This window comes from Mesorhizobium sp. M0340 (assembly GCF_040321535.1).
Taxonomy (GTDB): Bacteria; Pseudomonadota; Alphaproteobacteria; order Rhizobiales; family Rhizobiaceae; genus Mesorhizobium.
In genome coordinates this window covers 334,100-346,239 of the sequence record NZ_JAMYRR010000003.1, presented here as the reverse complement: position 1 = coordinate 346,239, position 12,140 = coordinate 334,100, and the positions used below count along the sequence as shown (strand labels likewise).

The window sequence follows — 12,140 nt, the reverse complement described above, 5'->3', positions numbered from 1 at the left end:
GGTTACCATGCTGATCTCACAGATCCTCGACGACGCCGAGACGATCCGCGTCGTTGCCCGCAACGGCGGCAAGACCCGCGTCATCAACGGCGCGCGCAGCGTCTATTCGCTGGCGATGGAAGCCGCGCGCACCGGCAGCGGGCTTGTCGCCCTGATCGAGCGCAAGGGCTTCGGCGAAACCATCGATCTGGACGCAGCCTACAAGAAGGGACGGCTGCTGTCGCCGATCAACCATCCCGATCCGGCGCATCTCCATCTCACCGGCACCGGGCTGACGCATCTCGGCTCCGCCGCGACCCGCGATTCCATGCACAAGAAGCTCAGCACGGACGGCGAGGAACAGCTGACCGATTCCATGAAGATGTTCCGCATGGGGCTTGAGGGCGGCAAGCCGGCGAAGGGCCAGATCGGCGTGCAGCCGGAATGGTTCTACAAGGGCAACGGCACCATGGCGGTGGCGCCCGGTGCGGCGCTTATGTCGCCGGCCTTCGCCCAGGATGCCGGCGAGGAGCCGGAGATCGCCGGGATCTATGTGATCGGCGACGACGGCGCCCCGTTCCGCGTCGGCTTCACCCTGTCGAACGAGTTTTCCGACCACGTCACCGAGCGTGTGAACTATCTCTTCCTCGCCCATTCCAAGCTGCGCAACGCTTCGTTCGGCCCGGAGATCCTGATCGGCGACCTGCCGTCCGATATCCGCGGCGCTTCACGCATCCTGCGCGACGGCAAGCTGCTTTGGGAAAAGCCGTTCCTGTCGGGCGAGGCGAACATGTCGCACACCATTGGCAATCTCGAGCATCACCACTTCAAATACTCGGCCTTCCGCCAGCCGGGTGATGTGCATGTACACATGTTCGGCACGGCGACGCTGTCCTTCGCCGACGGCATCAGGACCGAGGCCGGTGACGTATTTGAAATCGAGGCGCAGGATTTCGGCCTGCCGCTGCGCAACCCGCTTGAAATCGAGCAGCCGGTGAAGGTGGCGGTGAAGGCGTTGTAAACTAGTGACAGAATTCAGGAACGAAAATGAACGGCCTGCGGATTGGCACTGTGTCCCTAAGTTTAGTCCTGTTCCTCGCCTTTTTCTCCCCGTCGGCTTACAGCGCCGGACAATGCAGCGCAAAATCCTATCGCGAAGCCCGGATGTCCATGACTAACCGGCTTCTGGCCACCGGCTATTCGAAATCGCAAGTGGGCTTTCTGATGCGCAACGCGGATCGCATGACGTCCGCACTCCGCGCTGACAGACTGAACGACAATGGCAGAGCCTGCGGTATCGACTCCGCCAGAGCCCATGTGCTGGGATGTCTCGGCAAGCAGTTGTTCCCCTTGCAGTCCAGCTCAAGCGCCTCACTTGACGACGAGAAGCAAACCAGAGGATTTTGGGGGAAGAAGCGATTTGCAGTGCGAGAACTGCTCTTTGTCGGTCAGTTTCATGGCTGCCTTGGCGCCGCGAAAGAATATCTGTTTCGCGGCTGACGGCTTGCGAACAAGATCATCGCGCGGCGCGGAAATGCTTGGACAGTTTCAGACCCTGCGCCTGATAGTTCGAGCCGAGATCTGTGCCGTAGAGCGCCTGCGGCCGTTTCAGCATGTGCTCGTAGACCAACCGTCCGACGATCTGGCCGTGGTCGAGGATGAACGGCACTTCGTGGCTACGCACCTCGAGCACCGCCCGGCTGCCGGTGCCGCCCGACGCCGAATGGCCGAAACCCGGGTCGAAGAAACCGGCATAATGGACGCGGAACTCGCCGACCAGCGGGTCGAAAGGCGTCATTTCGGCGGCGTAGAGTGGCGGCACATGCACCGCCTCGCGCGACACCAGAATATAGAATTCGTCCGGATCGAGCACCAGCTCGCCGGCACCGCTCTTGTAAATGGGCTCCCAGAAATCGACGACATCCTGCGCGGCGCGCTTGTCGACGTCGACCAGGCCGGTGTGGTGCTTGCCTCGATAGCCGACCAGCCCGTCCTTGTCGCCGTCGAGATCGATCGACAGCGCGATTCCGCCGCCTGAGATGTTGGGTGGTTCGGTGGCGACCAACATTTCGGCGCGGTGCAACTCGTGCAGCTGGCTTTCCGACAAGAGCGCATTGCCGGTGCGGAACCTGATCTGCGACAGCCGCGAGCCGGTCCGCACGACGATCGGGAAAGTGCGCGGGCTGACCTCCAGATAGAGCGGGCCTTCATAGCCGGCGGCGATCTTGTCGAACTCGTGGCCACGGTCGGTCATTACCCGGGTGAAGATATCGAGCCGTCCGGTCGAGCTTTTCGGGTTGGCGGAGGCGGAAATATGGGCGGGCAGCGCCAGGCTTTCGAGCAGCGGCACGATGTAGACGCAGCCGGTTTCCAGCACGGCACCTCCGGCGAGGTTGATCTCGTGCAGCTTCAGCCGGTCGAGCTTGTCGACAACCCTGTGGTCCGGGCCGGGCAAGAAGGAAGCACGCACTCGCCAGGCCTTGTCGCCGAGCCTGAGGTCAAGGCTGGCCGGCTGGATCTGATCGGCATCGAGCATGTGCGGCGATTTCAGCGCACCCGTCTGGAACAGCGCGGAAATATCCTGATCGGGAAGAATGCCTGTCTGCCGCAAGGGTCTGGCTCCGTTCGAACGCCGGGCGAGGTCTTGTTCTGTCGCAGGTCCGACCTGGACGCCTTTGGCACCTGCTTGGTACAACCCTCTTAATCATGCCGGCAATTGACGCAAGCGTGGCGCGGGTCTAAAGCTCGTTATCCCGTGGTGATTTGGCCGGTCGGCTTGCAGCCACGTTAAACAAGTCGCTAAAGGACCGTCGGGCCGCAAGGCCATATGGACCGGTTGCGACTTTCGCGGCCGGTTTTTTGTTGTTTGGACCAATTTTGGTGTTTGGATGGAATGATGACCAAGAAGCGCGACTGGAAGCCTCAGACCGCACTCGTGCATGCCGGGACGCTGCGTTCCGGCTTCGGCGAGACCTCCGAGGCGATGTATCTCACCCAAGGCTATGTCTACGAGACGGCGCAAGCGGCGGAGGCCCGCTTCAAGGGCGAGGAGCCGGGCTTCATCTATTCGCGCTATGCCAATCCGACGGTCGACATGTTTGAGAAACGCATGTGCGCGCTGGAAGGAGCCGAGGACGCGCGCGCCACGGCATCCGGCATGGCGGCGGTGACGGCAGCACTGCTGTGTAGCGCCAAGGCGGGCGACCATATCGTGGCGGCGCGCGCGCTGTTCGGCTCCTGCCGCTGGGTGATCGAGACGCTGGCGCCGAAATACGGCATCGAGGCAACGCTGGTCGACGGCACCGACATCGCCAATTGGGAAAAGGCGGTCAAGCCAAACACCAAACTGTTTTTCCTGGAAAGCCCTACCAATCCAACGCTGGAGGTAGTCGACATTGCCGCCGTCGCGGCACTTGCCAATTCGATCGGCGCCAGGCTGATCGTCGACAATGTCTTCGCTACGCCCTTGCAGCAGAAACCGCTGCAACTCGGCGCCCACATCGTCGTCTATTCGGCCACGAAGCATATTGACGGCCAGGGGCGCTGTCTTGGCGGCATCGTTCTGTCGGACAAGAAATGGATCGACGAGAACCTGCATGACTATTTCCGCCACACCGGCCCAAGCCTCTCGCCCTTCAATGCCTGGACGCTGCTGAAAGGCCTGGAGACGCTGCCGCTACGCGTACGCCAGCAGACGGAAAGTGCCGGCCGCATCGCGGATTTCCTGGCCGAGCGCCCGCAAATCGCCCGCGTCATCTATCCCGGCCGCGCCGACCACCCGCAAGCGGCCGTGGTCAAGAAGCAGATGTCGGGCGGCTCGACGCTGATTTGCTTCGATGTGAAGGGCGGCAAGCAGGCGGCCTTTGCCTTCCAGAACACACTCGACGTCGTGCTGATTTCCAACAATCTCGGCGACGCCAAGAGCCTGATCACCCATCCGGCGACGACCACACACAAGAACTTGACTGATGAAGCCCGCGCCGAGCTCGGCATCGGACCGGGAACGCTCAGGCTGTCAGTCGGCCTTGAGGACGCCGACGACCTGCTCGAAGACATCGAGCAGGCACTGAGAGTTGCCGGATAAGGGCTGGCCGAACAGAGGCGAGCGGGGACGTGCCGATCAGGCGCCGGACGGGGTCTCTTCCAGCTCCGCGACGGTCTTTGTCTGGATAGTCATCACGTTGCCGCGCCAGTCGACGGCGCCGCTCAGCCATCCGCGCGCCCAAATGGCGGGAAGCATCAGGTCTCGTGCCATCATCGCCGGGATCGTGCGCGGCGACAGGTGCCATCTCTTGGCCGAGGCCAAGGCGCATTCCGGCAGGTAGGCCGCGACCAGCACGGCGATGGCGGTGGCCGGCAGGCTGACGCCGGCGTCAGCCGCCGCGATCAGCGCCAGCACCAGCGGCGGTGCCGCGCCGATCAGGATTTCGGGAGCAAAGAACAGTGCAAAGGTGACGCGGCGCAGCCGCGCCCAGCGCGCCTGCCGCGACCAGATTTCGCCAAGCGTGCGCCGGCCGAGCGGCTGTTCGAAGGGAGAGGCGACAAGATTGACCCGCAGTCCGAGCCCGTTGACCAGCTTGGTCGCGGCGGCGTCCTCGGCGATCTCGGCAGCAAGCGCGCGGATGCCGCCATTGGCATCGAGCATCGGCTTATTCCACAACATGCTCTTGCCCTGGGCGAAGCCGAGGCCGAGCGCCTCTCCAGCGTACTGCCAGCGTGCCTGCAGCGTGTTGAGAAAGGCGCATTCGACCTCCCCCCAGAAGCCGTCCGGCCGCGAGCCGATTGGCGTCGAGCAGACGAGGCCGGTGTCATGCCGCCACGCCGCCATCAGGTGCTGGACGTAGTCGCTCGGCATAAGCACATTGGAATCGGCAAGGATGACCCAGCGATAACGCGCTGCCTCCCAACCCTTCACGCAATTGTTGAGTTTTGGATTGCCGCTGATGCGGTCGTCACCGACCAGAAGGCGCGCGCGAATAGCTGGAAAGCGCGCCATTGCGGCAGTGATCGGCTTGACCACCGGGTCGTCGGCATGGGCGACACAGAAGATGAGTTCATAGCGCGGCCAGTCGAGTGAGAAGGCGCGCTCCAGCGTCTCTTCGGCAAACGGCTCGACGCCGCGCGCCGGGATGACGATCGATACCGGCGGCGCGTTGGCCGCCGGCGGTGCAATACTGGCTGGTCGCTTCAGCTTCTGCGAAGCTAACAGGATGCTGGCGAGATTTGAAAGAAGGAGGGCTATGGAAAGGAGGGCGGCTGCGAATGTCGGTTCCATCGAGATCTGGTCACTCCAGAAATGCCGGCCGCATGACAGCCGTTTTCAACAATTCGACAGAACGCTGAGTCGTCCGGCACAAGCCTGCACACCATCATTGTCATGTGTCACTCAAATGACATTGTTTTTCGGCACCTGCGCTTGAGATCGGGCAAGAAGATGCTGCGCATCGTTGACCAAACTGCGCTGAGCATCGAAAGTTCCATCTACATTGCTTTGGAGCAGTTTATGTACAGCGCCGTCACCCGCAACATCGAAGTGCAGGTCAGGCCGTTCTATCTGGAGGATCACTCCGATCCGCCGCAAAACCGCTATGTCTGGGGCTACCAGGTGACCATCGACAATCAGTCGGATGAGTTCGTGCAGCTTCTATCACGCTACTGGCACATTACCGACGGTACCGGCAAAGTCGAGGAAGTGCGCGGCCCCGGGGTCGTCGGCGAGCAACCCGGACTCAACCCCGGCGACAGCTATCAGTATACGTCCGGATGCCCGCTCTCGACCCCGTCCGGCATCATGGTCGGGCACTACACAATGCGCAACAAGCGGGGCGAGACGTTCGACGTCGCCATCCCCGCCTTCTCGCTCGATTTGCCGGGCACGCGGCGCACCGTCAATTGACCGCCGTCATCCAGCCGCTGCAAACTCCGCCGGGTCGAAGTCATATTGCTTCGAGCAGAATTCGCAGGCGACGTGAATGCTGCCATCCTCGCTGCTGTCCCTAATCTCCTCGGCGGAAAAGTCTTCGAGAATGCCGCGGATCTTCTCCCTCGAGCATGAGCACTGGTCGGCGACCGGCACGCCGCCGAACACGCGGACGCCATGCTCGTGGAAAAGCCGGTAAAGCAGCCGTTCGGCGCCGATCGTCGGATCGATCAGCTCGGTCGGTTCAATGGTGCCAAGCAGCGCCAGCAGCTCCTGCCAGGAATTGTCGGTCGGGTCGTGGATTTCCTCACGCGGATCGCCGTCGCCCCCGGGAAGGTCGGGTACGCGCATACGCTCCGCCGACTGCGGCAGGAATTGTGCCAGCAGGCCACCGGCCCGCCATTGCTCGCGGGCACCGCCGACGCCGGGCGTCAGAAGCTTGGCAACCGAAAGGCGGAGGTCGGTCGGAATCTGCTCCGACTGGCGGAAATAGGTGCGTGCGGCATCTTCAAGTGTGACGCCGTGGAGCTGGACGATGCCCTGGTAGCGCTGCGTGTGAGCGCCCTGGTCGATGGTCAGCGCCAGGACACCGCTGCCGATCAGCGTCTGCGGTGACGTCTCGCCGGCCGAAGTCAAAGCCTGCAGCCGGTCGGCATCGAAGCGGGCATACGCGCGCAGCGCGTGCGGCGTGGAGAAATCGGCGACCAGCATGTCGACCGGCCCATCGGTGCGGGTCTGCAGAATGAACTTGCCCTCGAATTTCAGCGAAGTTCCGAGCAGTACCGTCAGCACACAGGCTTCGGCCAGGAGCCGGGCGACCGGCTCGGGATAGTCGTGGCGGCTGAGAATGGCGTCGAGCATCGGCCCGAGCTGGACGGTGCGGCCGCGCACGTCGAGCGGGCCGACCTCGAACGGCACGACATGATCGTCGCCGGCGTAGCCGAATTCGCCGAGCTTGGGTTTATGTTCAGCCAATTGATGAGTTTCCAACATGACAAAGCTCCGGGGCGCGGCGATGCCGCCCTCCGGCGCGCATGCGACGAGACGCGCTCGATTTGCGTGATGCGCCTGAGATAGGCACCACCCACTCCCGGATCAAGGCAGCCCAGATCAAGGCGGCGCAGATCAGGCCGGCCCGGATCATCGCGGCCCGTATCAAGCGCCCAGGCACCAGGCCAGGACCGCCTTCTGGGCATGGAGCCGGTTCTCGGCCTCATCGAACACCACAGAATGCGGTCCGTCGATGACCTCGTCGGTAACCTCCTCACCGCGATGCGCCGGCAGACAGTGCATGAACAGCGCGTCCGGCTTGGCTTTCGCCATCAGTGCCGCATTGACCTGATAGGGCAGGAAGACATTGTGGCCGCGGGCACGGTGCTCCTGGCCCATCGACACCCAGCAGTCGGTGACGATGCAGTCGGCCTCGTGAACGGCCTCCTCGGGCGAGCGGGTGAATTTCAGCTTGCCGCCATTGGCTTTCGACCAGTCGACATGCTTCTGAGCCGGTTCGCTGCCCTCGGGCACGGCGACGTTCAGCTTGAAATGGAACCGCGCAGATGCCTCCAGGAGCGAATGCAGCACGTTGTTGCCGTCGCCGGTCCAGGCGATCGTCTTGCCGGCCACCGGACCGCGGTGCTCTTCGAAGGTCATGATGTCGGCCATCAGCTGGCAGGGATGGGTCTCGTCGGTCAGCCCGTTGATGACGGGGACCGTAGCGTTTTCCGTCAGTTCCAACAGCCGGTCATGCGAGGTGGTGCGGATCATGATGGCATCGACATAGCGCGACAGCACCTTGGCCGTGTCGGCAATGGTCTCCGAGCGGCCAAGCTGCATCTCGGTGCCGGTCAGCATGATCGTCTCGCCACCCAACTGCCGCATGCCGACGTCGAACGATACGCGCGTGCGCGTCGACGGCTTGTCGAAGATCATCGCCAGCACCTTGCCCTCGAGCGGCTTGCTGCGTTCTCCGGCCTTGAGCCTTGCCTTTCGCACAGCTGCGTCGTCGAGCATGAAGCGCAGATCGCCTTCGGAAACGGCAGAAAGATCGGTAAAATGGCGAAGGGACATCAGGAATTCCAGGATTACTTCGCAGCGGCAGCGACGATGGCATCCGCCAGGCTCTTGGCGCCGGCACGGATGCGCTCGAGCGCCTCGTGGATCTCGGCATCGGTGACGGTGAGAGGCGGCAGCAGGCGGATAACGTTGTCGCCGGCCGGAACCGTCAAGAGATGCTGGTCACGCAGTGCCACCGTAACCTTGGTGTTGGGCATCGCGCATTTAAGCCCAAGCATCAGGCCGGTGCCCCTGATGCTTTCGATAACATCCGGAAATTCGTCGGCGACACCGGCAAGCCCCTGCTTCAACAGCAGCGCCTTGCGCCGGACGTCCTCGAGAAAGCCGTCTTCCAGCACCACGTCGAGCACGGCGTTGCCGACCGCCATCGCCAGCGGATTGCCGCCGAAGGTGGTGCCGTGCACGCCGGCGGTCATGCCAACCGCCGCCTCGTCGGTGGCGAGGCAGGCACCCATCGGGAAGCCGCCGCCGATGCCCTTGGCCACCGCCATCAGGTCGGGGGTGACGCCCGCCCATTCATGCGCGAACAGCTTTCCGGTGCGGCCGACGCCGCATTGGACCTCGTCGAAAATCAGAAGCAGTCCGTGCTGATCGCAGAGCTGCCTGAGCCGCTTCAGCGATTGCGTCGGCACTTGCCTGATGCCGCCCTCGCCTTGCACCGGCTCGATCAGGATCGCCGCGGTTTCAGGCGTGATCGCCTTTTCGGCTGCATCCACATCGTCGAAGCCGACCTGGTCGAAGCCGTCGACCTTGGGGCCGAAACCTTCCAGGTATTTGTACTGGCCCCCGGCGGCGATGGTCGCCAGGGTACGGCCGTGGAAGGCGCCTTCGAAGGTGATTGTGCGGTATCGCTCGGGATGGCCTTTGACGAAGTGGTAGCGCCGCGCCGTCTTGATGGCGCATTCGAGCGCCTCTGCGCCGGAATTGGTGAAGAACACCTTGTCGGCGAAGCTGGCGTCGGCCAGCCGCTCGCCGAGCCGGCTCTGTCCCGGAATCTCGTACAGATTGGAGACGTGCCAGAGCTTGGCGGCCTGCTCGGTGAGGGCAGCGACCAAATGCGGATGGCCATAGCCCAATGAATTGACGGCGATCCCGCCGGCGAAATCGAGATATCGCTCGCCCTTATCGGTGACCAGCCAGGTGCCTTCACCGTGGTCGAAAGCCAGGGGTGCGCGAACAAAGGTCTCGAAAAGCGCCGAACCGCTCATTATATGCGTCTCCGGAACCGGAAAAATCAAAAAGCCGCCAAAGCGGCGGCCCTTGTGGCTTATCGTGTTTTTCGGCCGTGAAGTCAACGAAAAGGTCGCGCAAGGACGTGCGGCAAGCCCTCCAGCATAACGCCGGCTCATAAGCGACCGGGCAAGTTGGGGAAAACCGAAAAAACCGATTCGTGTTGGCCTTGGGACTCTTGTCACCGAGTCAGCGCATAAGGTAATTGTAGTAGAGAAATAACTAGATTTCGTGCGGCGGACCTAATCACCCGATATATGTGGTGTCTGCCCGGCAGAAGCCGGGTCGGGAATGGATTCCGATTGCCGCACGTTTCAGCAGGAGCGCGGTCTCATGAACTGGACTGACGAGCGAGTCGAACTTCTCAGAAAATTGTGGTCGGAGGGCCTCAGCGCCAGCCAGATCGCCGCACAGCTTGGCGGGGTCAGCCGCAATGCCGTCATCGGCAAAGTGCACCGGCTGAAACTGTCCGGTCGCGGACGTACGACCGCCTCACCGGCACGCCAGAAGAAGACGGTACAGGGATCGACGATCCAGAAATCGGTGTCCCGGGCAGCAAGCGCCACGCGCCATGCCACCACGTCGATGTCGATCGGTGCGACCGCGCTCAAGGCGCAGTTCGATGCCGAACCGGTAGCGCGCCACTATATCCGCCCGGTCGAGAACGTCGTCGTGCCGATCTCGCGGCATCTGCAACTCGTCGAGCTGAACGAGCGCACCTGCAAATGGCCGAATGGCGATCCGCTTTCGGAAGATTTCCATTTCTGCGGCAACGACGCCGCCGAAACCGGCCCCTACTGCAAGTACCACGCCCGCGTGGCGTTTCAGCCAGCATCGGAGCGGCGGCGGCATAGATAGGCGATAGGCACTGGGGAGTAGGCAGTAGGGGAAGATAGCGCTTCACAAGGGTCGTTTCGCCAACAACCCACTTCCGTATTGCCTATTCCCTACTGGCTACTGCCTATTCCCTTACCCTTACAGCCACCCATTCTTGCGAAACCGCCAGTAAAGAAACGTGCAAATCAGGGCAATTGCCGCCAGGACGGCCGGGTAGCCATATTCCATCCTCAGTTCCGGCATGTCGCTGAAATTCATGCCGTAAATGCCGGCGAATGCTGTGGGCACGGCCAAGATGGCGGCCCATGAGGCAAGCTTCTTGGAAATCGCCGTCTCCTGGCTTTGACCGACCAGAAGGCTCGCTTCGAAGGCGAAAGCGAGAACCTCACGCAGGCTGTCGATCTTTTCCTGGACAGTGCGGATATGGTCGGTGACGTCGCGAAACAGCGGATGCATGGCTGTGTGGATTTGCGGCAGATCGGCGCTGGTCAGCCGCCGGCAGACCTCCACCAGCGGCAGAGCAGCGTTGCGCAGGCGCAGGAGATCGCGGCGCAGCATGTAAAGCCGCTCGATATCGGAGCCGGTCATCGGTTTCAGCAGAACCTTGTCCTCGATCGCCTCGACCTCGTTTTCGATCTGCTCGAGCACGGGCATGTAGTTGTCGACGATGAAATCGAGAATGGCGTAGAGGACGAAATCCTCGCCCTTGGCGAGGGAATGCGGACAGCTTTCCCAGTGCTGGCGAACGGCAGCGTAGGAGGTCGACGGGCCATGCCTGACGCTGACGATATAGCCGGCGCCGACGAACAGATGCGTCTCGCCGAAGGTGACACGGCTGTCGATCAACTGCGCCGTGCGGGCAACGATGAACAGGGCATCGCCATATTGCTCGATCTTCGGCCGCTGGTGCGGATGCTCGGCGTCCTCGATCGCCAGCTCATGCAGATGAAATTGCGCCTGGACGCGCAGTAACAAATTGCGGTCGGGCTCCAGCAGTCCGATCCAGACCACGTGGCCCGGCTTCCCGGCCCATTCGCCGGCTTCCTCGATCGGAATGTCGGCGATGCGCCGCCCAGCCGTATAGACGCCGCAAGCGATTATACCCGACATCGGCGGCGCAGGAGCAAACTCGCGGACATATTCCATCGCAGCCTCCTGGAGGCGGGGCCTTCATCGCGGAACTGAGAAGTCAGCGCGTCGAAAGCTTAGCGCAATTTTCTGTCAGGTGGCGAATCCGAAATTCGCATTAGTATCGAGAGACACTCATTTCGCTGGTTGCGTTGCGGGAAGAATAATCTTGTCCGTCTTGTCGCCCTTCGGACGATCGGCCGGCATCTGGTCGCCGGTGACGATATAGTAGATCGTCTCGGCGATGTTGGTGGCGTGGTCGCCAATGCGCTCGATGTTCTTGGCGCAAAACAGGAGATGCGTGCAGGGCGTGATGTTGCGTGGGTCTTCCATCATGTAAGTCAGCAACTCGCGAAACAGCGAGGTGTACATGGCATCGATCTGGTCGTCGCGGTCGCGCACGAAACCGATTTTTTCCACCGACCGCGATGCGTAGACGTCGAGTACTTCCTTGAGCTGTGTCAGCGCCAGATTAGCCAAAGCCTCGAGGCCGCGGAACAGGCTGCTCGGCTGGCGCCCATCAGCGACAGCAACCACTCGCTTGGCGACGTTCTTGCCGAGGTCGCCTACCCGTTCGAGGTCCGCCGAGATGCGGATCGCACCGACGATCTCGCGCAGATCCGTCGCCATCGGCTGGCGCTTGGCGATGATGATGATCGCCTTATCGTCGATCTCGCGCTGCCCCTCATCCAGAACCAGGTCGTCTCGAATGACTTTCTGGGCAAGTCCCGGATCCGCATTGACCAGTGCCGCGACGGCCTGCTCGACCATGCGCTCGGCATGCCCGCCCATCGCCGCGATGCGCTTCGACAGATATTTCAGCTCCTCGTCATAGGCGCTGACGATGTGCACGGACTGCATGGACCAAATGCCTTCCCGGGATCTTGTGGTTGAGTCGCTCCCTCGAATCCCCGCTGATACGCTAGCCGGATGACAGAAAAAAGAAACGGCCCATCATGGGCTAGAGATAGTA

The 12,140-nt window shown here is 62.3% G+C and carries 12 protein-coding genes and 1 riboswitch; of the genes, 5 read left to right on the top strand and 7 right to left on the bottom strand.

Features of this window, described 5'->3' with window-relative positions; genetic code table 11:
- The first annotated feature begins 7 nt into the window (after positions 1 to 7).
- Both araD1 and NKI79_RS06385 read left to right on the top strand, forming a co-directional pair.
- Positions 8 to 1,000, top strand: coding sequence for an AraD1 family protein (araD1, locus tag NKI79_RS06390; RefSeq protein WP_254816336.1), 993 nt, complete (start codon positions 8 to 10; stop codon positions 998 to 1,000).
- Between the two features lie 26 nt (positions 1,001 to 1,026).
- Entirely contained in the window at positions 1,027 to 1,479 is a 453-nt protein-coding gene (locus tag NKI79_RS06385; RefSeq protein ID WP_352800524.1) for a hypothetical protein, read from the top strand.
- Positions 1,480 to 1,495: 16 nt separating this feature from the next.
- Here the strand turns inward: NKI79_RS06385 and NKI79_RS06380 are convergent, their stop codons facing one another.
- Positions 1,496 to 2,590 carry a 2'-deoxycytidine 5'-triphosphate deaminase gene (locus NKI79_RS06380; protein ID WP_352800522.1) on the bottom strand — a complete coding sequence of 365 codons (1,095 nt, stop codon included), beginning with the start codon at positions 2,588 to 2,590 and terminating at the stop codon, positions 1,496 to 1,498.
- A 134-nt stretch (positions 2,591 to 2,724) separates the two neighbouring features.
- Positions 2,725 to 2,802, top strand: a riboswitch (SAM riboswitch).
- Positions 2,803 to 2,872: 70 nt separating this feature from the next.
- On the opposite strand from NKI79_RS06380, the gene NKI79_RS06375 reads away from it, so the two are divergent.
- Positions 2,873 to 4,063, top strand: coding sequence for an O-succinylhomoserine sulfhydrylase (locus NKI79_RS06375; RefSeq protein WP_254816333.1), 1,191 nt, complete (start codon positions 2,873 to 2,875; stop codon positions 4,061 to 4,063).
- 36 nt (positions 4,064 to 4,099) lie between these two features.
- Here NKI79_RS06375 and NKI79_RS06370 read toward each other — a convergent pair whose 3' ends face one another.
- On the bottom strand, positions 4,100 to 5,254 hold the full coding sequence (locus tag NKI79_RS06370) for a ceramide glucosyltransferase (protein WP_352800520.1): 1,155 nt from the start codon (positions 5,252 to 5,254) through the stop codon (positions 4,100 to 4,102).
- 228 nt (positions 5,255 to 5,482) lie between these two features.
- Here NKI79_RS06370 and apaG point away from each other — a divergent pair, with 228 nt between their 5' ends.
- Positions 5,483 to 5,875: a Co2+/Mg2+ efflux facilitator ApaG/CorD gene (apaG, locus tag NKI79_RS06365; protein WP_254816331.1), complete on the top strand. Its 393-nt coding sequence runs from the start codon at positions 5,483 to 5,485 to the stop codon at positions 5,873 to 5,875.
- A gap of 6 nt (positions 5,876 to 5,881) precedes the next feature.
- On the opposite strand, the gene NKI79_RS06360 is transcribed toward apaG, so the two are convergent.
- The 3 genes from NKI79_RS06360 to NKI79_RS06350 form a co-directional block, all read right to left on the bottom strand.
- Positions 5,882 to 6,892 (bottom strand): Hsp33 family molecular chaperone, encoded by a 1,011-nt coding sequence (locus tag NKI79_RS06360; protein ID WP_352800519.1) that lies wholly within the window; start codon positions 6,890 to 6,892, stop codon positions 5,882 to 5,884.
- A gap of 162 nt (positions 6,893 to 7,054) precedes the next feature.
- A complete protein-coding gene (argF, locus tag NKI79_RS06355; RefSeq protein ID WP_254816329.1) occupies positions 7,055 to 7,966 on the bottom strand; it encodes an ornithine carbamoyltransferase in 912 nt (303 codons plus the stop codon).
- Positions 7,967 to 7,980: 14 nt separating this feature from the next.
- Positions 7,981 to 9,180: an aspartate aminotransferase family protein gene (locus NKI79_RS06350; protein ID WP_352800517.1), complete on the bottom strand. Its 1,200-nt coding sequence runs from the start codon at positions 9,178 to 9,180 to the stop codon at positions 7,981 to 7,983.
- 355 nt (positions 9,181 to 9,535) lie between these two features.
- Between NKI79_RS06350 and NKI79_RS06345 the strand changes: the two genes are divergently transcribed.
- Positions 9,536 to 10,060 carry a GcrA family cell cycle regulator gene (locus NKI79_RS06345; protein WP_352475925.1) on the top strand — a complete coding sequence of 175 codons (525 nt, stop codon included), beginning with the start codon at positions 9,536 to 9,538 and terminating at the stop codon, positions 10,058 to 10,060.
- 117 nt (positions 10,061 to 10,177) lie between these two features.
- On the opposite strand, the gene NKI79_RS06340 is transcribed toward NKI79_RS06345, so the two are convergent.
- Together NKI79_RS06340 and phoU are read right to left on the bottom strand one after the other, a co-directional pair.
- The gene (locus NKI79_RS06340; protein WP_023677347.1) at positions 10,178 to 11,185 is read right to left on the bottom strand and encodes a magnesium and cobalt transport protein CorA; all 1,008 of its coding nucleotides are present in this window, start codon (positions 11,183 to 11,185) and stop codon (positions 10,178 to 10,180) included.
- 117 nt (positions 11,186 to 11,302) lie between these two features.
- Entirely contained in the window at positions 11,303 to 12,028 is a 726-nt protein-coding gene (phoU, locus tag NKI79_RS06335; RefSeq protein ID WP_254816325.1) for a phosphate signaling complex protein PhoU, read from the bottom strand.
- Positions 12,029 to 12,140: the final 112 nt, after the last annotated feature.